A 22,350-nucleotide genomic window follows, 5' to 3' on the forward strand; every position below is an offset into this window, starting at 1 on the left:
TTACTCCTGCTCCGTGTCGGCTGGGATAAATTGGGTGTTAATGATGGCTTCAACCAGCGTGACGCCGATGGGGGTCAGCGTGACCACACCCTGCTCAATGACCACAAGTTCTTTTGCCTGCAGCTTTTCCAGCGTCGGTTTGATGATGCGGTTTTCAAAAAAACTCTTGCCGTTGAAGCGCCGGGAGAACACGGCGTCATCAACCGGGATTAGCGTGGATAGCGCCATTTTGAAGGCGTTAACTTCGCGCTGTTCCGGCGAGATGCCGTGGCTTTCTTCGATAGGCAGGCGGCCTTCATCGAGGTACTGCTTATATTGCTTATAGCCGGTAATATTGATGGCTTCGGCGCGGGTGCATTTCGAGCTGCCGCCCAGGCCAATGGCTACCTCGGGGTATTGTTTATCGAGGTCCGTAATCAAGCCCTTCCACTTTTCAGCTTCCAGGTGATTCTGGTGGAAATACATCGTGGGGTGTTCGCGATAGCCTTGGTTGAGATATTTTTCGACCAGTTCGCGCATTTGGTATTGCTTGCCCAGCCCAGGGAACGTCATGTTGTTCATGTTGATCAGCCCTTTTTTCTGCCAAAGGCTTTCGCGTTCGCCGGATACGCCGGTTCGCGTTTTCATAAACTCTTCCATGTGCAGCTTGGTGCAGACTACGTGGGAGAGATCAAGCTCCAGAGTGCGCTCCATGTCGTACTTCACGTCATCCACGGTTTGGCCCAGCATGCCGTAGATAAGATCGACGCTGACCCAATCGATGCCCTGTTCCCGTGCGCTGCGAATCGTCTCTTCACACTCAATGGCGGTGTGCTGGCGGCCACAGGCGGCAATAATGGCGTCGTTAAAGGATTGGGTGCCGAAGCTGATTTTGCTGAAGCCCAGCTCTTTCAGAATGCCGATGTATTCGCGGTTTAATGTCCCAGGTTCACCTTCAAAACGGAGCGTTGCCGCCGAGAAATTAAAGTGCGTGTAATAGAAGTCCATCAGCCGGCGCAGTTCCGGCTCCGGGAGCAGGGAGGGCGTGCCGCCAAAGATGTTGAATTCGCCAATTTCCGCTTTAGACAGGCTGGGCACTTTTTCCAGCCACATCTTCGCCTCTTTAATGTTGTAGTCCACCAGATCCCGGAATACGCCTTCCGCCGAAGGCGATTTCGGGTTGAGGATCACCGTTGGATACTGGCAGAAGTGGCAGCGGTAGCGGCAGGTTGGGATATAGGCCCACAGATGGATCTGTTTCGCAGCCCGAATGTCGTGCTCCATATCGGCAAAGAACGACGCCAGCGGGTAGTTCTCAATGTCACCGGGAAAAACATGGCAGCCAAAAGGATCTTTGTGGACGTAGTCCAGAAAAGCCTCGTTCTCCGGCTGGGAGAGGAAGCCGTAAACCGCCGGAACCGGGTAAGCCGGGTCGAGATCTTTTAATGACGCGATAGCTTCGGTATTCATCAGAAAACACCTCCGTTGGCAAAGTAGTTATGGGCTTCTCCGGATTCGCGATCTTCACAGAAGTACCAGACAAAGCGTTCGAAATCGTTTTCCGCAACGTTGTCAAAACAGGCCGGAAGCGGTGGCGCAAAGCCAATGTCCTCCCCGACGGCGTTGCGCAGCGCGGTGAATATCTCGTGGCGGAACTCGAAATAGAGTCGGTAGGCCGGCGTTTTGTAGCTATGAATCGGCTTGAAGTCGATGATGCTCATCTCACGCTTAATGGCGTGAATGCGCTGGTAGAGGCGCTCTGCAACCTGCGGAGAGAAAAAGGCTCGTACCCGCTCGTTCTCCAGCAAAATGTGCGGATTCAGCAGAGCCGGAAGAACGATGTTTTTCGGGATGTAGTCCTTGATGGAGTACTCCCAGCCCTGTTTGGCCTGTTCCTCGGTGAGGTCAATCAGCGTGTTTTTTTGGATTGCGACGTCCGGGCGCACGTCTTTCATGATGATGATGCCGTCGCTGCCGTAGGCGATGCCGTTGATCACATCTTCAATGATGGTGTCTACCCGGCGGCTGTTGATTTCCACAAAGGATTCTTTGGCGTAAACCGGCTTGCCGCCCCAGGCGATGATCTTGATGCCGAAATCCCAGTCGTCGGAAAGGTGCTCGACGAAGCGGCCTTTTTCCAGCTGGTAGAAGATCTCGATGCCGCCAATTTTTTCGTACAGGCCGCGCTCCACGGCGAAACCTTTGCCATCCGGGAAGCCGCCAAACAGCGAGAATGACACGTCGCGGCAGCGCAGGGTTTTCTGAATTTCGCGGAAGAGGTTGGGACGCTGCTGGAATGCGTCGCGGTTGTAGTAGTAATTGCAGGTGCCGAGATCGCCGTTGTCGGCAATCATTTTTTCAATCAGGGTATGCAGCCAGTAAGGGTCCACGGTGCAGTCGGCATCGGCGGAAACAATATAGTGTTTATTGCTTTTGCCGAGCCGGGCATCACGCGCCCTTGAGCGTAGGGCGGCATAATCCATACCGCTTTTACGGGCTGAAGAGACGCCCTGAATTTTCTCCTGAATAATATGCACATCCATCGCCGGATGTTTTTCTTTGAAGTGGTTTATCTTTGCCACGGAATCATCGCGGGAGTTGTTGTCCACGATAATCACTTCATAAGCGTCATGGGTTATCAATCGGCCATGAGTCTGTTGGTCAAATAACGAGGCCAGAACTTCATCTATTCGGTCGCTTTCATTGTAAACAGGCAGCACTACCGAGACGAAAATGTTATCGCGCATATCTACTCCTGGGGCGGTGATATTCAGAATGTCCATCACGTTGTTAGAAAGGATGCTTTTGCCGATGGCGAAGTTTTTGGCGGCTATACGCTCCATTTGAGGTTTGTTGGTAAGCAGCAAAAAGACTTCGTTGATAAAGGCTTCGTCAGGCAGGCCGTCCTGCCCGTCTGAGATAGGCATGACCGGGGCTTCAAAGCCGTGCTGGCCGTAGACTTCCGGGTAGTATTCATAGCGGGTGGTGATGTAGCAGCGCTGGCTGCTGATCGCCTCACCAATCGGGTTACCGTAGCTGTCGTAGTCCCATGAGGTCAGGAACGAAACCAGGTCGCAGGAATGGTAGAGATCCTCGATGGTGATTTTTCCCTGACTCATGGGCATGAAGTTATGGTGCAGCGGGCCAAGAAACTTCACGCAGGGGGCAATATCCAGCTCCTGCGCCAGGTGTTCCAGTTCACCGGCATGTGTGGCGTGCTCTCGGGTATCACCGGCAATCAAAAGCCAGACGGTTTTATCAATATTCTGCTGTCTGAACAGGTGGTTAAGACGTTGAACCAACAGCACATCGCGGTCCAGGCGCTTCTGCGGAATGATGCGCGTCGTTCGGGCAATGACAATGTCCTGGGCGGGAATGTTGAGGGAGGCCCGGATGTTTTTCAGCGCCTGTTGCCCGGTAAAGCTGTAGGTATTTTTCACTACGTGAATATCGACTTCCCGTTGGCACCAGTGTTCCAGCTTTTCTTTGAGGTCGTTATTCAGCGTAACGTAGCTAATAAAAGGGGATTTGACAGGTTTAATGGCATGGTTATACGGCGGTAAACCATACTTCATGATGTTTTTCTCGCTGTTCCACATAAGGTCGTGATCGCGCCAGATAACAAAATTACCTAGCTGGTGACGATGGCCGTATTGCTCGATAGCGAGATAAAGCGCTCGGGTGTAAATAATATTTTCTGGCAGTGTGCCGTTTTCGACAATCACCGTACAAATACGCAGTTGTTCCCATTGAAGTAAAATTCTTTCTGCCAGGTTTTGGGCAGAATATTCAACGGCGGTGATTATTTTTTCTTTTTCTTCAAATGAAACGGAAAGCCTTTCACTGATAAGTACAGCATGCGCTTTCTCAATAAATTCTGGTGAGTAATGGGGGACTGATGTAATCCCGGTGATGCGCGTTAAAGTAAACGCATCGCGATAAATTTCGGGCTCATGATCGTAAGGCTTATTAAAATTCCCTTTGTCGACTTTAATGTCGTACCCAAGGTCGAGATAAGAGTTAATACCTTTTTGTTTAAGGTTTTGTGAAACTTTTAATGCTTCCACCGTAATACCCGATACGGCGACGGCATCAAAAGAGATAAACATTGCATACCTTTGACCATTAACGTCCATGGCGACTACCCCTTTTAAGCGAAACTGCTACGCTTATTTGTTGTAAGCAATTGATACATTCCGAATGACTTCGTTTGCGGTGGCGCTCGAAGTCATTCAGAACCGGCAAAATCAGAAAGCATCGTCAGCGCCCGTGCCGGCGCTGACTTTCAAGTGCTGTATGTATCAAAGTGCCTGCAAGAATAAGCTCGCGGGATAGCTAAACGCAGTGGCGTTTATCAGTGTAATATTTTTATTTATTTTTTAGCCGAGAGTATTCGCCGGTTTTATTAATTTATCCGGTTCGCTTTGTCTGGCATTTTTCTGATTTTTAGTTGTCAGTCATTGATTTTTTTCACTGGTTTCAGATTCCAGATAAGTGGTTCAAAAGACCGGGCAATCTTAAACGTCTCTTTTTTTAGTCGTAAAGCGGGAACGTTCCAGTTGGTGAGCGTTATCACACATTCTGTTTTTGTTTTTAAAGCTGGATTTTTAATAACCGGGTGGTGGTTAATATTTGTTTCAGGCCTTTTAAATAATGAGTTGCGTAAGCGTTTAGATGTCAGTTTTAAAACTTTAGTAAAAATTGGGAATGTTCCCAATTTGGCGCGAGTTTACGCATTCTGAGTCTGATATTTTTACGCTCAGCAAGACTGGGATTTGCGAAATATTTAAGGCGATTTTCCGGTTTAAAATAAAAAAAGAGCGCTCCCAAATATAATGAGCCCTAAATTTTGATCTGGAAAGAGTAAAACTCACACCAGGTCTTCGTAACTCATTATAAATATTGGATTATTATTTAAGTCATGACAAATAGTAGGGGGTAAAGGAAAGGCAGCCATTAAATATTTACTTACCATATGGGGCTTTTACAGAGTCGGAGCCAATAGTCTACGCGCGCGCTGATTGAAAGACTGAATGGCAATTTATCGAAATATTTGAATGAGTTAGTGGTTATGTTCACCGCGCAGATGGCCAGTTGCCGAAGCCATTAAGGGCCGAAACTGACGAGAATATATCGGGGGCGTTATTCGTAGGCAGGGCAATATTTCGCCGTATAAGGTGCGTGGCCAGGATGAGCAGAGGTTTGCATCATTTTCTACAGAATGAATTCAGTGGGGAAATACCCAGGAATGAGAGTGATGCTGCCTCTTTCTGAGGGAAAGAGGCAGAGGGTGAAACTAGACCGGTAAGTCGATCAGCAGGCCGCGCAAAGGCGTGTCTGCCACCAGGGTGATGTTTGCTTCATCACGAATAAACGCGCCGTCACCGCAGGTTAACGCTTCCTTCTCTTCTGCGGAGGTCACAGCATGCACCGTGCCGTGAATCGACTGCAGGTAAGCTCGTGGGCCATGGAGCTGGAAGCTTAACTGCTCGCCTTTTTCCATCTCAATATGGTGGATCCACACTTGCTGGCGTAGTTGCAGGCTGTGATTGCCGCCATCAGGCGAGGCAATCAGCTGATGCGACGATCCCGCTAACGGGATCTTTTGCACCAGCGGGTTTTCACGGTCCGGGCAGGCGTCCAGCCACAGCTGCATACGCGTCAGCGATTTTTCTTTGCTGAGGTTGTGCTCGCTATAGCTGATACCCGGCTGGGTGGAAAGCAGCAGGACTTCGCCGGCGCTGGCCTGGACGTGGTTGCCTTCGCTGTCGCGGTATTCCGCTTCCCCTTCCAGAATCAGGTTGAGGATGTCTACTTTCGGGTAGCCGCGTGGTTGAAACGAGGCTCCGGGGGCCAGCACTTCCTGGTTGAGCACTCTCAGGGAGGCGTAGCCCAGCAGTTTCGGGTCGAAGTAGTGTCCAAAAGAAAAGGTGTAGCGAGCCTGCAGCCATCCGTAGTCAGCTTTACCACACTGTTTGGCTGTTCTTGTCGTAATCATAATTCTTGACCTCTCTTTACACTAAACCCATGTTAAGGGTCTGGACGCTGCATTGTTAGCCAGTTAATCTGCTCGGTATGTTCAAATTTCCTGAATGAGAACGAAATGGCGAAAGAAAGGGCGTTGACGCTGGAAGCGTTAAGGGTCATGGATGCGATCGACCGGCGGGGAAGTTTTGCCGCTGCGGCCGACGAGCTGGGGCGGGTGCCCTCTGCGCTCAGCTACACCATGCAAAAACTGGAAGAAGAGTTGGACGTGGTGCTGTTTGACCGATCGGGCCACCGCACCAAATTTACCAACGTCGGGCGTATGTTACTGGAGCGAGGGCGAGTGCTGCTTGAGGCGGCGGATAAGTTGACGACCGATGCTGAAGCGCTGGCGCGGGGCTGGGAGGCAAACCTGACCATCGTCACCGAAGCGCTGGTGCCGACGGAAAAACTGTTCCCGCTGGTGGATAAGCTGGCCGATAAAGCCGACACTCAATTATCTATTTTTACCGAAGTGCTGGCCGGGGCGTGGGAGCGCCTGGAGCAGGGCAGGGCCGATATTGTTATCGCCCCGGATATGCACTTCCGTAGTTCCTCGGAGATTAACTCCCGCAAACTGTACAAAGTGATGAGCGTTTATGTTGCCGCGCCGGATCACCCGATTCATCAGGAGCCGGAGCCGCTTTCTGAGGTGACCCGCGTGAAGTATCGCGGTGTGGCGGTGGCCGATACCGCCCGTGAACGACCGGTGTTAACGGTCCGCTTGCTGGACAAACAGCCGCGCCTGACGGTGAGCTCTATTGAAGAGAAGCGGCTGGCTCTGCTGGCCGGGCTTGGCGTGGCGACAATGCCGTATCCGCTGGTTGAGCAGGATATTGCCGAAGGCCGCCTGCGGGTGGTTAGTCCTGAATACACCAACGAGATTGATATCATCATGGCGTGGCGGCGCGACAGCATGGGCGAGGCCAAAGCCTGGTGCCTGCGTGAACTGCCTAAACTGCTGAAATAAAAAAACGCGTTGGTTTTTTGCCAACGCGTTTTTGCCCTTCCTCGAAATTACAGGCTGCCAGGCGTTCTGGCGGCTCTGCCCGCGGATTTAATCGTCTTACTGCTACGCTGCCCGCCGAGGCTCTCCAGACGCATCTGGAACGGTGGGAACGGCATCTCGAGGTTGTGCTCGCGGAAGCCCTGCAGAATCAACTGGTGGATTTCGTGGCGCAGCGGCATTCGGTGGCCCATCTCCGCCGCGTGAATACGCAGCTCGAACATCTGGATTCCCTGTTGGAGATCGACCAGGAAAGCTTCCGGCTGCGGTGTATCAAGCACCAGCGTGCAGCGGTGCGCGGCCTCCAGCAGGATTTGGGTGACCTCTTCCGTATTCGCTTCTGTCGGCGCAGGAATGGTGAGCACCACGCGCGTGACCGAGTCCGAAAGCGACCAGTTGATGAACTGTTCGGTAATAAAGGCCTGATTCGGCACGATGATCTCTTTTCGGTCCCAATCGCTGATGGTTGTCGCACGGGTGTTGATTCGCGTGATGGTCCCCGTCAGATCGCGGATGGTTACCGTGTCTCCGATACGTATCGGCTTCTCGAACAGAATAATCAGGCCAGAGACGAAGTTGGCAAAGATTTGCTGTAAACCGAAGCCCAACCCCACGCTGAGTGCCGCCACCAGCCACTGTAGCTTGGACCACTCAATCCCCACCATCGAGAAGCCAACCAGCCCGCCAATCAGCAGCAGCAGATACTTCGTAATGGTTGTGATCGCATAACCGGTGCCGGGCGTTAAGTTCAGGTGCTGGAGAATCGCCAGCTCAAGCAGCGCGGGTAAGTTACGCACCAGCTGCGTGGTAATGATCAGCACCAGAATGGCAATCAGCACCGCGCCAAGCGTTATCGGCTCGATACTTTCCACCCCCTGAACCGTGGAGGTCACGTCCCACAGCGTAATGTTGCCGAGGAAGCCAAAGGCTGAATGAATTTCCGACCACAGAAAGATGACCGACAGCAGGGCGATCAGCGTCAGGATAGAGCGAACCAGACGCAGAGACTGGGCGCTGATGGTATCCAGATCCACTTCCGGCTCGTCCACGGTTTCAACTGAGCCTTCTGTGCTGTTGGCATGCGCCGTATCTTCTTCGCCACGCGCTCGCTGGGCGAGGATTTCGGCCCGGCGGTGTTTAGCGCGGTCAAAGGCCAGACGGCGGCGCTGGATAAGCATCCAGCGGCGGATGATGTGATAAATCACCAGCAGCAGGAACCAGATGGCTACGGAGGTTTCCAGGCGTGCCAGCAGCGCCTGAGCCGTCATCAGATAACCGACGATAGCCGCCAGAATCGCCATCAGCGGAGCACAGAGCAGCAGGTTCCACAGGATGGTGTTGACGATGTTGTCGCCATCGCCCTGCTTGTCGAGATAGAGCGGCAGCCCGGCGCGTTTCAGGCTGAGCGTCACGATGGCAAGCGCCCCGCAAATCATGATGAAGCAAAGCCTGCCCAGCGAGGCTGAAAACTCCCGGTCGTTGAGGTTATCGAACATAATCAGCGCCATGATCAGCGGCACAATCAGACCGATGCTCATGATGTAGTAGCGCATGGCTCGGCCTACGCGCTCGCGCGGCCAGCCGAAGTGCACCACAAACAGCCCGGTAGGGCGGGCAAAGGTCGCGCAGATCATCACCCCCCATAGCAGGGGAACCGTTGCGGTAACGCCGTCGCCAATCGCTACCGCGATAGGGTAAGGCCATGCCTCCTGTAAACCATAGCCGAGAGTTGCCCACAGCACGGGGAGTGGAGAGGCGACCAAAATCGACCAGAACACCGTGCGCAGCGTCAGGCGGAAGTGGTCCTGCGTCACTTTTCCGACTTTGGCGCTGGAGCGTTCCAGGAAGGCGGTAAAGTGGCGGCGCGAGCTAATACTAAACCCGACCAGAATCAGTGCGCCAAAGAACGGCAGGAGGGTCTCTTTGCTGGTCACCATCATGATCGCCGCTTTCCCTAACTGGCTGAAGGTATCCAGCGAAACCAGACGCCGCAGATCCTGGACAATTTCCAGCGGCCAACTGATGCCTATCGGGCTGACGTCAGACGTCCAGAACAGGTAGCGGTGGGTCGCCTCGTTCACTTCTTTCAGCGCATCTTCCAGCTGGCTGTTCGCCACTTTCAGCTTGGTTAGCTCGAGGATCAGGGTATCGCCGCCCTGCAGCAGCGAATTCAGCAGCTCACGCTGGGTGCGAAGCTGCGCCTGCAGGATCTTGTTTTGTTCACACGTTAACGGGCTGCCGTCGGCCTGGCGAACCTGCCGCAGTTGAGCATGTTTATTGAGCAAATCTTCATAGTGCAGGCGCTCTACGCGCAACTGCGCCAGTTCAGTATCTAACTGTTGCGGTTTGGGCATGTCCGGCAGCCGGGCGACCTGGGCGCGAAGCGCTTCGCCCAGAACGTTGGAAACGCCCAGCCACTGGGACTGCTCCCGCAGCGTATTCAGCGCCTGGCGCACCTGCAGCGTTTGGTTATTTGCCTGACGCTGCTGGGAGGCGACGAGATCCATACGCTGGGCTTGCTGATTGAGTGCCTGGGAGAGTTCACGGTTATTTTTGAACTGCTCGACGATTTCCGGCGGCAGGTTGGCACTGGTCTCCGCCAGCAGTTCGGTGCTCTCCAGCGCCTGCTCCGCCTCGCGTTGACGCTGACTATTGAGTTGATTTCTCAAGGCCTGAAGATAGGCATCCAACTGGGTGCTTTGCTTTTGCGCCAGTTCAGCGCGCATGCGGGAAAGCTCCTGGCGATTGTTCGCGGAAAGCTGTGCCAGTTCGAGTTCATCAACCTGAGCCTTCAGGCGTGCGGACTCGGCCTGAAGCAGGAAGTGTTGGGCCTGGGCTAGCGGAGTGCTGCCGCTTTGCTGAGCACCGGCGCGACGCTCAATATCGTTGAGCTGGCGACGCGTATCCGTTTGCTGCTGAGGGAGCTGGCTTAACGAATCGCTGATGTCGCGGGTTCTTTCCTGTTCTTGCTGGGCAAGGCGGCTTTTATCCAGAAGCTGGCTGCTGACCTGCAGGATCTCCTGGTTTAACGCATCGCTGCTCATGCCCGGCGACACCTCTTCAGGTTCATCACTCAGGTTAGTGAGTTGTTTGCGCAGGGTTTGCGACAGCTTAGGGAAATTATCAATAACTTGCTGGTATTGTTCGGCGCGTTCCAGCGAGGCTTTACGTTCGTCTAACGCGTTTAGCGCCGACTGAAGCGCTTCCACAATCTCAGCCTGGTTAGGCGTGTTTTTGGCGGCCTTAGCCTGCTCCAGTTCCTGCGAGATTTGTTTTGCATCGGGAGCCGTTGCTGCGTATGCCCCCAGACTGAGGCACCAGGCCATCAGGAAAGTGATAATCAGGCGCACGTCAGTTACCTATAACGTTGCTGGAAAAGAGGGAAAGCAATGTTTCCCCCTTAGGTGTTTGAGCAGAAAATCAATGAGTTGATTTTCGTGGTTTAGTGCCGTTGTCTTTCAGGCTTTGGGGTTGCCCGTCGCCTGATTTTAGACGTTATTCTGCGGTTTTTGGCTCTTCGGGTGCGTCTGCTTTAGTGTCCAGCACCTCGACAGGGGCTTCGCTCACCGGAACTTGAGGTTCGATGACGGGTTCGCTTGAGATAGCCAGCACTTCGCCAATTTTCGTCGCAGAGAGGCTTTTCAGCTGTTCAGCCAGGTTTACTTTGCCCGGTGCAAACAGGTTAATTACCGTAGAGCCTAGCTTGAAGCGGCCCATTTCCTGGCCCTTCAGCAGCGCAACGGCGCCTTCACTTTCGCCTGCAGGCCATGTCCAGCGTTTGATCACGCCTTCGCGTGGTGGCGCAATGGTGCCCGCCCAGACGGTTTCGATGCTGCCAACAATGGTAGCACCAACCAGAATTTGCGCCATTGGGCCAAACTCGGTGTCGAACAGGCAGATAACGCGCTCGTTACGGGCAAACAAGTTAGGGACGTTTTGCGCGGTCAGGTGGTTCACGGAGAACAGGTCACCTGGCACATAGATCATTTCACGCAGAATACCGTTACACGGCATGTGCACGCGGTGGTAGTCGCGAGGTGAAAGGTAGGTTGTGGCGAAGCTGCCGTTGCGGAACAGGTCGGCCATCAGGTAGTTGCCTGCCAGCAGAGCTTCCAGGCTGTAGTTATGGCCTTTTGCCTGCAGGATTTTATCTTCTTCGATGCGGCCCAACTGGCTTATCACGCCGTCGGCCGGCATCACCAGCACGTTCGGATCGGTATTCACCGGGCGCACGTCATCACGCAGCGGGCGCACAAAGAAGTCATTGAAGGTGCGGTAAGCGGCGGTGTCCGGCTTCTGCGCCTCTTTCATGTCAACTTTGTAGTATTTGACGAACAGGTCGATGACCAGTTTGGTCAGCCAGCCAGCACGTTTGCTCGCGCCCCAGCCCGCCAGGCGAGTCAGCCACAGTTTTGGCAGAATGTACTGCAGCGAAAGTTTAATGTTGTCTAACAAAATAGCCTCCTGGCTAAATGCCCTGTATGTGGGCCGATACAGAAAAGGGGCGATTCTAGCGACGCCCAGCTTAATTGTCAGTTGTCAGTATCAGAAAAGCTTTTACGCGTTTTTACCTGCGCCATGCTTTCCAGAATACGGTGATAGTTTTCGAAGCGCGTTTCAGCGATTTTGCCTTGCTCCACGGCTTCTCGCAGGGCGCAGCCTGGATCGTTGTCGTGGCGGCAGTCGCGATATTTACAACGGCCTAAGTAATCGTGGAATTCGACAAACCCGTGGGTGATTTGTTCAGGTTCCAGATGCCAGAGGCCAAACTCACGCACGCCGGGGGAGTCAATGACGTCACCGCCACCCGGGAAGTGATAAAGGCGGGAAGCCGTGGTGGTGTGCTGGCCAAGCCCGGAGACGTCGGAAACGTCATTAACCAGAATTTGCTTGTCGGTGAAGCCTAACAGGTTGTTCAACAGGCTTGATTTGCCCACGCCAGACTGGCCCGCAAAGATACTGATACGGCCCACGAGTTCGGCCTCAAGATCTTTTAGCCCTTCCGCTTTGTAACTGGACACCATCAGCACGCGATAGCCAATTTTGCGGTAGATATCCATCTGCTCGTTAACGAAGGCGCGGCCTTCATCATCCAGCAGATCGGTTTTGTTCAGCACCAGCAACGGCTCAACGTCGAGAGTCTCGCAGGCAACAAGGTAGCGGTCGATGATGTTCAGCGACAGTTCCGGCAAGATAGCCGAAACGATAATGATTTGGTCGATGTTGGCTGCAATCGGCTTTACGCCGTCGTAAAAGTCTGGGCGAGTCAGAACTGAGGTGCGCTCATGTACGGCCTCCACAATCCCTTTTTTCGAGACGCCTTCGGCGGCCTCTTTCGCTAAGCGCCAGACCACCTTGTCGCCGGTGACCAGCGAACGAATGGTGCGACGAATGTTGCAGCGGTGTACCGTGCCCTCATGCGACTCGACGTCCGCATGCTGGCCAAAGCGGCTGATGACCGTGCCTTCGCGCGGTTCACCAAACTGGGCATCGTCATAGTCGGCTTTCTCCACGGTTTTTGTCAGACGACGCTGGTGGTTCGCGTTGACGCGGCGCTGCTGCCCTTTGGAGAGTTTATTTTTGCTCAAGCGTACTGGCTCCTGGTCGCCCCTGGTGGGCAAAACCTCTATGATACACACTATTTTATACGAATTAACCCATCGTCAAGGGTGGGCGACGCACAAGAAGGGTGGAAAATAGCATGAGTGGAAACGAAAACAATCTGATTTGGATTGATTTAGAAATGACCGGTCTGGATCCCGAGCGGGATCGCATTATTGAGATTGCTACCCTGGTGACCGATGCCAACCTGAACATTCTGGCAGAAGGGCCAACCATCGCGGTACATCAGTCTGATGAACAGCTGGCGTTAATGGACGACTGGAACGTTCGCACCCATACCGCAAGCGGGCTGGTTGAACGCGTAAAGGCAAGTACGCTTGACGATCGCGCTGCGGAGCTGGCAACGCTTGAGTTTCTGAAGCAGTGGGTGCCGGCGAATACATCTCCGATTTGCGGGAACAGTATTGGGCAGGATCGCCGCTTCCTGTTTAAGTACATGCCCGAGCTGGAAGCTTACTTCCATTATCGTTACCTCGATGTGAGCACTTTGAAAGAGCTGGCGCGCCGCTGGAAGCCGGAAATTCTGCCGGGCTTTAAAAAACAAGGGACTCACCAGGCGATGGACGATATTCGCGAGTCCGTGGCGGAGCTGGCTTACTATCGCGAGAATTTTATTAAGCTTTAAAAACAATCCCCTTACCGAAAGGTGAGGGGAAAATAATCAATGGCGACGATAAAATAGTCATCATGGCGATTTAACCAGCAGTCAGACGAAAATCGTGAAAAAAAACGTTTGAGGACTTGCGACAAAAACGAATTCTCGTATAATGCGCCTCCCGTACCGATGCAGAATTTGCAGCGTTACACAGAGCGGGAATAGCTCAGTTGGTAGAGCACGACCTTGCCAAGGTCGGGGTCGCGAGTTCGAGTCTCGTTTCCCGCTCCAAAATTTGATTTGGCTTTTACAGCCTGCACCACCCAAGCGGGAATAGCTCAGTTGGTAGAGCACGACCTTGCCAAGGTCGGGGTCGCGAGTTCGAGTCTCGTTTCCCGCTCCAAATTTTGATCTACAGACTTCTACTGGGGTCTGTAGGTCATTGAAAAAAGGAGCTTCGGCTCCTTTTTTCATTCCAGCGAGTGCCACGGAAATCCACCCACAGCTACCGTTTTTGAGTGACCAAATAAGGCACAAGAATACGGGTGGGTCGGCTACCGGATAGTTGCTGGGGCTGAGCGGGAACCATGACGAGCATAGGGCCTAAGTCATTACTTAGGAGTCTCGAAATGGCGCTCTCTGATCTGACCGTCCGGCAGGCGAAGACCACCGGAAAACGCTACACCCTCTCCGACAACGACTGCCTGGGCCTGATGGTCTCAGCCGCAGGCGGCAAGTCATGGCAATTCCGCTACTACTGGCTGGGCAAGCAAAAGCGCCTGTGCCTAGGCGGCTATCCTGCCCTCAGCCTGCGTGAAGCCCGGACCGAGCGAGACAAGGCCCAGGCCCTGCTTGCCAGGGGGATCGATCCCCAGGTCGAGCGCGACCAGAAACGGCACGCGGCCAAGCTGGCAGGCGAATACACCTTCAAGACCGTCTTCGATGCTTGGGTCGAGCATCGCCGTAAGGAACTCAAGGAAGGCCGTCAGAGCACGCTTTCCCAGATCCTACGCATCTTTAACAAAGACGTGCTGCCCACTCTGGGGAAGATGTCGATCTATGACATTCGCCGCCCTCAGCTTCTGGGCGTCCTGGCGGCGATCGAGAAGCGCAAGGCGTTCACTACTGCGGAAAAGGTCCGCACCTGGTTCAACCAGATGTTCCGTTATGCCCTGGTCATCGCCGAGGGGCTGGAGGTCAACCCGGCCGCAGACCTGGACGTGGTAGCCGAACCCAAGCCCCCGGTAGCCCACAATCCCTACTTGCACCTGCCCGAGATGCCCGAGTTCCTCCAGAAGCTCCGGCTCTACAACCCCCGTGGCTGGCAGACCCAGCTTGGCGTCCGGCTGCTGTTCCTGACCGGGGTGCGCACCGGCGAACTGCGGTTGGCCGAACCCGAACAGTTCGACCTCGACCGCGGCTTGTGGATCATCCCACCGCAGATCGTCAAGCAGCTCCAGGATGAAATGCGCAAGGCAGGGAAGCGGCCGCAGGATGTGCCCCCCTATATCGTGCCGCTATCCCTGCAGGCCATCGAGATCGTGCGCTATCTTCTGGGGGTGATGCGGCCGGCGCAGAGGTACCTGCTGTCACACCGCAGCGAACTCAAGAAGCGCATCAGCGAGAACACTCTCAACAAGGCCGTGCAGCTCATGGGCTATGAGGGGCGCCTGACCGGCCACGGCATCCGCGGCACCATCTCGACGGCGCTCAACGAGATTGGCTACCCGAAGATTTGGGTGGACGCGCAGCTTTCCCATTCCGACCCCAACAAGGTGAGTTCGTCCTACAACCACGCCAAGTACGTTGAGCCGCGCCGTCGGATGATGCAGGACTGGGCCGATCGGCTCGACCTGCTCGAACAGGGCGAAGTGGAAGCCGCGAGCGCGCACCTGACCATCCGTATCGACGGAGTGCCGGCGATGGCGGAAGCGGAGGAAGCGGTGGAGACGGCCCCCACGGTGGCCGAGCCCACTCTCACCAGCGTCTCGCCCGTTGTAGCAACACCCATTGTCGTGACCTCGAATGGCGGCGGGATCACGTTCCAGCGGCTGTCTCAGGTGCCGCCGCCTCCGACGCATGCCCCAGAGCCGGAAGTGTCCGCGATCCAGCGCGAGCGCGAGGAAATGCTGACCATCTACGAGTCTCCAAGCAGCTTGCCGGTCCCGCTGTTCGGCAAGCTGGCCGGAAAGTCCAAGGACCAGATCAACCGCGAACTGAAAGCGGGCAAGTTGCTGTCCATCAGTTTGGGCAATCGGGGGCAGCGTGTTCCCGATTGGCAACTGGTGCCGCTCAAGCACAAGCTGGCCCAGGTGCTCATGAACCAGTGCCCGCACGCGGATTCGTGGGATCTGTACCGCATGCTGACCCAGCCGCACACTGACCTGGGGGATCGCGCGGCCATTGATGCGGTCACGCCGACCAACGTGCCGGCAATCATCCGGGTCATCATGGGCGACTACCAGCACCATGCGGATATGCCCGAGGCCATTGCCCCGTACCCCATCCCCGAGGATGTGCGGCAAAGCGTTCGTCGGCTGGTGGATAGCGCAGTAGTTCTAGACGGAGCATAGGGCTCTCAAACCTTGCAGGGGCCTTGTGGCCCCTGCATTACGCTTGCACCGCCTCCACGAGTTCGCTCAGCGTGCGCGGTGCGGGAGCGAAGAACACGGCGCCGGTGTGCGCCGTCGAGAAATCGAGCAGGCGGTCGTGCATGCCTGGCGGATCGCCGAGGAACATGCGCTCCAGCATCTTCTGCGTCACCCACAGATGCCTGGAGTAGCCGATGAAGTAGGTGCCATATTCGCCCTGGCCGGGGCGGCCGAAGGGCATGTTGTCGCGCAGGATGTCGTGCTCGGTGCCGTCGTCGTCCACGATCGTGGCGAGGGTCTTGTGCGATTTCTGGCCGCTCGTCGCGTCGGGCAATTCGACATTGCTGACGATCTCCCGGCCGATGATCCGCTCTTGCTCGTCCTTGGCGAGCCGAGCCCACGGCTGCATTTGGTGCAGATACTTCTGCACCACCAAGTAGCTGCCGCCGGCGAACGCCTGATCTTCACTGCCGACCAGCGTCGAGGCGCCGATGTCGTGCCCGGTCGGGTTGGCCGTGCCATCGACAAAGCCAAGCAGGTCGCGGGAGTCGAAGTAGCGAAAACCGACCACCTCGTCGGCCACCGTCACGCTGCTGCCCAGTTGGTCCAGCAGCAGGCGCTCGAATTCAAAACAGAGGTCCTCACGTTCGGCACGGATGTGAAAGAACAGGTCGCCGGGCGTGGCAGGCGCGGTGTGCTTAGCACCCTCGATGGGCAGGAAGGGCCGTAGTTCCTTCGGGCGCTTCCCGGTCTGGAAACGGTCCCATAGCGCCGATCCCAGTGCAGTGATACACGACAGCCGGCCGTTGAGATCGCGGAAGCCCACCGTTTTGATCAGGTCGTCCAGCCCGTCCAAGACGCCGGCGACCACCTGAAGGGCCTCGTGGCCCTCGGCGACCGTCAACGTGAGAAACACCGCCGCGCGCGACAGCGGCGCATCGATGCTTTGCGAGTCAATTGGTACTCGGTCCCAACCACTTCCAACCATTCGTGCCTCCAAAGACCATGTTCATTCATCATATTGCCAGAGATGAAAGTGCTATCACTGGCGCGCTAACAGGCGCGTGCCGCTGTAACTACCCGCACGCAGCCTCGGCGAGAGCGGGCTATGGGTTGTTCGAGCAAGCCGCGCTGTCCCTGGCAACCAGCATTGCCCTGTGCTCGAACCGCTCAGAAACAACATTGGCTCGTCCGTGGGGCCGCTGCAGGTATGTCACGATCTCGTAGGGGCCGTCTGAAAGCGGTCGCATAGTGATCCCCCACGCATGGGCACGCTCAATGCGCGATTGCGCGGAGAGCCCCACTCCGTAGCCAGCGGTCACCCAAAGCGCCATCATCTCGAACGAAGTCACATGCTGAATGCTCTGCTGGCTCAACGGAAGAAAGGACAGTCGCTGATCCAGCAGTAGGCAAGTCTCCGCCGGCCAGCGAAACACCGGATAGTCCAGAAGCTCGGCAAGCGTGATCTTCGCCTGGGCAACTAAGGGGGACCCCAGCGGCACTGCAACAGCCACGTTCTCCACCCAGAGCGGTTGGCTTTTCACGGCCGGAGCACCAGCGTTCCGAAGCGACATTCCAGCGTCGTAGCGGCCTTCCTCAAGGCCCGTCAACAGATCATCGGCTGAGGTCTCAAAGAACGTGATGGTGACTTCTGGTTCCTCCGCGCGCTGTAGGGCAAGAAGCGTTGTGAGGCAAGAGGATGGCACTCCGGGCGCGATAGCAAGCCTGAAATGGGAAAACTGGCTGGTGGCGTCATGCATGAGGGCCCCCAATAAGCGATCTGTCCAGAAAGGCAAACCAGCGTTGCAGGAAAGAGTGAAGTTTAACGTCGTTATCTTTAACGTGGTTAATTGTGGCAGATTGTTTGACGCTTCTGCTAATGCAGAAATCAACAATTCAGCCAGGCCGTCCTTCTGGCACATCGACGTATGAATCCGAGTCGGCGTCAGCCTTCGGAAAGGCCGTGCGCGCTGCGCGCGTCGCTCAAGGAGTCGCGCAAGACGAGTTCGCATCTCGGGCAAGCATTTCGCGTTCTCACATGGGTAAGATCGAGCGTGGTGAGCACGTGCCCACGCTTCCGCTCATACTGAAAATTTCTACGGCACTTGGAATAAGCGCGGCTGACCTGATGACGGCGACCGAACGCAATCTGCGTGCCGACACTGATCCCTGAGTGTCTAGCCTGCCAGCTCCGTCAACCGTCCGAAGAGTCGCGAAGGCGAACGATAAAACGCTCCACCGAAGCCGATAAATTGCCGCCGTCGGGCCGAAGCAGGTAGGTGGTGATCACGGCGGAATCCATCGCCAAGGGGCGGATCACCACATCCGGCCGTTGGGAGATGGGAATCTTGGTCGCCGTCATAAAGCCGATGCCGTAGCCGGCGCCGACCAACGTGAGCATCATGTCTAGCGAGGACACTTCCTCGACAACATTCAGCTTGTGCTCCAACGTGTTGAGCAGCCGCTTGAGTTCGCGGCAATAGCCCTCGCATACCTGCGGGTCGCACAGGACAAGTGGATGGCCTTGAAGTTCTTGAAGTGGCACCTCCTTGTAGGTGAGCAATGAGTGACGAGCTGGCACCGCAATCACCAGCGGGTCATGCCAGATTGGTTCGGCAGCGATACCGTCGCCGACATCGGCCGTGTGCGCGAACCCGATCATGAAGTCGCCCGAACGCAAGCCACGCACTTGCTCTGCCAGAGGCACTTCTGACAAGCGTATTTCGATCTCCGGCTCCTCGGCGCGGCAACGAGCCAGAAATGCCGACAGCCGTGGATCGATAGCCCCATCTGATACAGCGATGCGCAGGCTACCGCGCAAGCCCGATGCCACAGCCTTGGCATTTTCACGAGCCTGTTCCAGCACTGTGAATAGACGGCGAACATCTTGCAAGAAGACCGCGCCCGCCGCCGTTAGAACTGTTCCTCGTCGGTTTCGGTCGAAGAGCACTACGCCCAACTCGTCCTCAAGTTCCTTGATGGCTCGTGATAGCGGTGGTTGTTCGATATGCAGGCGCTCAGCCGCCCGCGTGAAATGTAGCTCCTCAGCAAGAACTACGAAGCAGCGAAGATGGCGCAGCTCCATAGGCCACCCTCCCGTTCCGACTTATCCAACACTGTGCTATCTCCCTATAGAAGTGACTGCCATTCTGGCGGCGGCGAGTTCGGCCACATCATTGGAAACTTCTGGCTGAATGAGCCAGGGCTGGGTTGACCGTGCGATGGCCCGAGGCAGGCACAACACCAGGCGAGCCTGATCAAGTCCGTGGGGTGATAAGGATCAGACGAAGGCTATCTCCAGCCACGCACGTCAATGGATGCCGTGCATCGTCCCCGTCTGACCCTTGGCCGATTGCGAACCAAGCGCTTGAACACGCTTGCGGTTGATCATCACCTGCGGATTGCTGAGGCTCTGCTCCTGGTCCGAGCCAAGGCAAGTACCTTGGGGCAGACGGCAAATGCCGGCGAAAATATTCGCCGGCTCAAGTTGCTGCCCGGAGACTGGCGGGACCAGAATGCCTCTCACCAGAAAGTGTGAGACATCCTGATGCTTAGCCCGCGCCGGATGCTTAATGCCGCACTGAACCATGCGGGTCGATGACGTACTTGTATGCAGAACCCGCGTCGAACTCTTTGTACGCGGCGGGCGCGTCTTCGAGCTTGATGAATTTAGTGTTCATCATCGGCGAAAGGTAAGGCATGCGATCGTTCAGTATCGCCCGCATTAACGCGTGGTTGTAGTTGGCCGTCGGAGATTGACCAGCCGACATTCGCGGCGACTTGATCCAGGCGTTGGACCATTCCAGATCCATATGGCCTTTCTTGGCTTTCGGGTCTTTCGAGATCGGGTTTGCGCAGTACACACCGACCGTACTGGTCATTCCGCCGAAGCGGACATATTTGAGCATTGCGTTGGTAACAGCGCTCTCCACGATCTTGTCAGCCTCCGCGCCAAACCCGCGGCAGTCCACACCAACATAGTCGATGACGCGATCCACCTCCCTGTGCCCGGTAATGCGTTCGAGATGCTCCTCGATCGGCACGCCGTCGGAAAGGTTGATGGTTTCCACGCCGTGTGGCTTGAGAAGGTCCAGCCGCTCTTGAATGTAATCGGCAACGATGATGGCGCCTGCACCCAGAAGTCTGGCGCAGGCGGCACCCGCTCTGCCGACCGGCCCGGCACCGAAGATCAGGATGTTTTCGCCGACGACGTAGGCCGGTGCGGCTGGCCAGTCCGGGCCAGCGAACCCATGGAAAGCTGTGGGTAATACGTCAGAGAGAAGGGTCAGGTCGCGGATTTTTTCCATGGCGGCATCCTTGTCAGGGAAGCGAAGGAGATTGAAATCCGCATACGGTACGAAGAGATAATCACCTTGCCCCCCCGTCCAGCCACCGAGGTTGAACCCGTAGGCTCCGCAGTCGATTTCGGGGTTGGTGTTCTCGCATACATCGGAGCGCATATGCTTGCAGTTGTAGCAACGCCCACACCCCACATTGAAGGGAACGGAAACGATGTCGCCCTTCTTCACGACTTCGACGTCTGATCCCACTTCGATCACTTCGCCGGTCATTTCATGGCCCATGGTCATTCCCTTGGGAACAGCAAACGAACCGCGATAAATGTGAAGGTCGCTGCCACAGATATTTGTGGTAACTATTTTGAGGATAGCGCCATGGGGTGCGCTTTTCCCTTGAGGGGTTATCAGCTCTGGAAATTTGAAGGTGTTGACCTTCATTTCCAAGGGCTTCTCGAAAGTCACGATTCGGTTACCGGTCGGAGTCATTTCGTCACCTCTGTGCGTTAATGTTTCCATCTTCTAAATCGAAGTGGGAAACGAGACTTACCGCTGTCAAGAAGAACGATCGTGGTACTGCCTAGCCGTTGGCCGCGTCTCCTTCTGCGGTCTTGACAGCATCGGATCAAGCTCAGAAGTGGTCAAACTGGAATAATCTATGTGCAGATAGGCACGATCTATCTACGCGGGATCGTCGAGCCGTGCTCGTCTCCTAGCCGGGAGAGGGCAACGATCATGGCTACATCGCGCCTCCTAGCTTGATCTAGGAACAGTCAGCTCGACCCAGCGAGACATGAGGAGGCCGCATGCAGCAGGTACTCCTGTCCCCCGAGTTGCCCCTGGACCTGGTGGCCTTCGATGGGTTGCTCAGCACGTGGCGCCTGTTAGCGGCGCACACGGCATGCCTGCAATCTTCGCCTGGTTGAAGCAATACAGAGTTGCTCTTCAAGACTCGCTATTTCAGGGGGCTTTGAGATGAGTCTGCTTTGGGCTGGAACCGACGATGGATCGATATAACGGATTGAAGAGTGGCGGCGAGTTCGGGGGTGTGCACCATTTCGAGCAATGCACGCGATGACGGTGCCTCGAACGCATTTTTCCCGGCAACGAATCCGACATTTGAGTGCGACATTGGTCCATTGATTGCGATTGCGTGGAGATTTGGAATGTGCGCGAGTTGGCCGGCGAGAGATTGCGGAAGAACTGCCGAATATTTTCCTGTCGCCACGTGTGCCGATAGCACGTCAATTGAATCAGTGCGAATAGTCTGCGCGGTACATTGCATCAGCCTATCTTGAATGGGTTCAGGTACTGCCGAGTTCAGCACGCAGAGTTGTCTATTGAGAACATGGTCCCACGTTGTGCTTCGGGGTTGCTGTGTTCTCGCGGCGTGAAAAAGGAAAATGCGTTCACGGTACAGAAGGTGAGTATCGAAGTCTTCCCCTGGGATATCCTCCAAATGCATGAGTGCGATATCCAAATTGTTTTCTCGAATCGCCTGTAGCAGGGAAGAAGCGCCGGAAACCAGAACTGATTGTTGAAGTAAGGGTGTTTTTTCAGCAAGGGCGATGCTTAATGTGGGCGCTACACCGGCAGTTCCTGGGAGTATCCCTAGCCGGAATTGCCCCTCTATACCTCGCCGTAATGCGGAGAGTTCTCGCTCCAGCCCTTTGCAGTCGTCATACATCTGCTGAGCCCAAGACAGTACGCGCATCCCTTCAGAAGTGAGGCCGTCATAGCGTCGCCCATGACGCACGATCTCGACACCCATGTCTTCCTCCAATTGCTTAATGCCCGCGGAGAGTGTCGGCTGAGAAACATTGCAGCTTTTGGCCGCGTTGCCAAAATGGCCTTCACGGTGCAAAGCAAGCAAGTATTCAAAGTTTCTTACGATCATAGATTTTCTTCTGATAAAGTTGATTAGATTTTATACTTTCACGAAAAACCCTGCGCACGCTTCGATCCGCGTCCAACCTTGGGCACGTAGCTGGCACGCATGAAAGGCTGCCGCGCGCAGTGCCCATACTGTAGGTTCGACTCGTCATCGACGGTCAGCACCACAACGCACGGGACAGCCAATAGCGCGAACACAGGTGCTTTGCGCTGTGGGGCGAGTCGTCCTCATGTAGCTTAGCAGTTGGCGCGTTCTGGAAGGGAGTAAGCGTGAGTGGTGAGGCACGCAACCGCAAAAGGCGGTGCTAAGCTCTTGAACTGTTCGGGTCGTGGCCGTTGAAGCGG

General features: G+C 55.4%; 15 protein-coding genes and 2 tRNA genes. 6 read left to right on the plus strand and 11 right to left on the minus strand.

From position 1 onward, the window contains the following. The 3 genes from VW41_01590 to VW41_01600 form a co-directional block, all read right to left on the minus strand. Positions 1-1,449, minus strand: coding sequence for a coproporphyrinogen dehydrogenase (locus tag VW41_01590; GenBank protein AJZ87830.1), 1,449 nt, complete (start codon positions 1,447-1,449; stop codon positions 1-3). Continuing rightward, positions 1,449-4,115 (minus strand): glycosyl transferase, encoded by a 2,667-nt coding sequence (locus VW41_01595; GenBank protein AJZ87831.1) that lies wholly within the window; start codon positions 4,113-4,115, stop codon positions 1,449-1,451. Before VW41_01595 ends, VW41_01590 begins: the two co-directional genes overlap by 1 nt. 1,160 nt (positions 4,116-5,275) lie before the next feature. Further along, positions 5,276-5,977, minus strand: a complete 702-nt coding sequence (locus tag VW41_01600; protein AJZ87832.1) for a pirin — start codon at positions 5,975-5,977, stop codon at positions 5,276-5,278. Positions 5,978-6,082: 105 nt separating this feature from the next. Between VW41_01600 and VW41_01605 the strand changes: the two genes are divergently transcribed. Beyond that, a complete protein-coding gene (locus VW41_01605) occupies positions 6,083-6,973 on the plus strand; it encodes a LysR family transcriptional regulator (GenBank protein ID AJZ87833.1) in 891 nt (296 codons plus the stop codon). Between the two features lie 47 nt (positions 6,974-7,020). Here the strand turns inward: VW41_01605 and VW41_01610 are convergent, their stop codons facing one another. The 3 genes from VW41_01610 to VW41_01620 all read right to left on the minus strand — a co-directional run bounded on the left by VW41_01610 (position 7,021) and on the right by VW41_01620 (position 12,597). After that, a complete protein-coding gene (locus tag VW41_01610) occupies positions 7,021-10,359 on the minus strand; it encodes a mechanosensitive channel protein (GenBank protein AJZ87834.1) in 3,339 nt (1,112 codons plus the stop codon). Positions 10,360-10,504: 145 nt separating this feature from the next. Next, positions 10,505-11,464 carry a phosphatidylserine decarboxylase gene (gene psd, locus VW41_01615; protein AJZ87835.1) on the minus strand — a complete coding sequence of 320 codons (960 nt, stop codon included), beginning with the start codon at positions 11,462-11,464 and terminating at the stop codon, positions 10,505-10,507. Positions 11,465-11,541: 77 nt separating this feature from the next. Beyond that, on the minus strand, positions 11,542-12,597 hold the full coding sequence (locus VW41_01620) for a GTPase RsgA (protein ID AJZ87836.1): 1,056 nt from the start codon (positions 12,595-12,597) through the stop codon (positions 11,542-11,544). 113 nt (positions 12,598-12,710) lie between these two features. On the opposite strand from VW41_01620, the gene VW41_01625 reads away from it, so the two are divergent. The 4 genes from VW41_01625 (at position 12,711) to VW41_01640 (ending at position 15,799) form a co-directional block, all read left to right on the plus strand. Next, positions 12,711-13,256 carry an oligoribonuclease gene (locus VW41_01625; protein ID AJZ87837.1) on the plus strand — a complete coding sequence of 182 codons (546 nt, stop codon included), beginning with the start codon at positions 12,711-12,713 and terminating at the stop codon, positions 13,254-13,256. Between the two features lie 185 nt (positions 13,257-13,441). Next, positions 13,442-13,517 (plus strand) — tRNA-Gly (locus tag VW41_01630). 36 nt (positions 13,518-13,553) lie between these two features. Beyond that, positions 13,554-13,629 (plus strand) — tRNA-Gly (locus VW41_01635). A gap of 226 nt (positions 13,630-13,855) precedes the next feature. Continuing rightward, positions 13,856-15,799 (plus strand): integrase, encoded by a 1,944-nt coding sequence (locus tag VW41_01640; protein ID AJZ87838.1) that lies wholly within the window; start codon positions 13,856-13,858, stop codon positions 15,797-15,799. Between the two features lie 37 nt (positions 15,800-15,836). On the opposite strand, the gene VW41_01645 is transcribed toward VW41_01640, so the two are convergent. The 3 genes from VW41_01645 to VW41_01655 form a co-directional block, all read right to left on the minus strand. Further along, entirely contained in the window at positions 15,837-16,805 is a 969-nt protein-coding gene (locus tag VW41_01645) for a peroxidase (GenBank protein AJZ87839.1), read from the minus strand. Between the two features lie 118 nt (positions 16,806-16,923). After that, a complete protein-coding gene (locus VW41_01650; GenBank protein ID AJZ91819.1) occupies positions 16,924-17,577 on the minus strand; it encodes a LysR family transcriptional regulator in 654 nt (217 codons plus the stop codon). Between the two features lie 434 nt (positions 17,578-18,011). After that, positions 18,012-18,902, minus strand: a complete 891-nt coding sequence (locus tag VW41_01655) for a D-alanyl-D-alanine endopeptidase (GenBank protein ID AJZ87840.1) — start codon at positions 18,900-18,902, stop codon at positions 18,012-18,014. Positions 18,903-19,130: 228 nt separating this feature from the next. On the opposite strand from VW41_01655, the gene VW41_01660 reads away from it, so the two are divergent. Continuing rightward, positions 19,131-19,355, plus strand: a complete 225-nt coding sequence (locus tag VW41_01660) for a hypothetical protein (protein ID AJZ87841.1) — start codon at positions 19,131-19,133, stop codon at positions 19,353-19,355. 31 nt (positions 19,356-19,386) lie between these two features. Here the strand turns inward: VW41_01660 and VW41_01665 are convergent, their stop codons facing one another. Then, positions 19,387-20,601, minus strand: a complete 1,215-nt coding sequence (locus tag VW41_01665) for an aldehyde dismutase (GenBank protein AJZ87842.1) — start codon at positions 20,599-20,601, stop codon at positions 19,387-19,389. 466 nt (positions 20,602-21,067) lie between these two features. Further along, positions 21,068-22,009: a LysR family transcriptional regulator gene (locus VW41_01670; protein AJZ87843.1), complete on the minus strand. Its 942-nt coding sequence runs from the start codon at positions 22,007-22,009 to the stop codon at positions 21,068-21,070. Positions 22,010-22,350: the final 341 nt, after the last annotated feature.

The sequence above is a fragment of the Klebsiella michiganensis genome, assembly GCA_000963575.1.
Lineage (GTDB): Bacteria > Pseudomonadota > Gammaproteobacteria > Enterobacterales > Enterobacteriaceae > Cedecea > Cedecea michiganensis_A.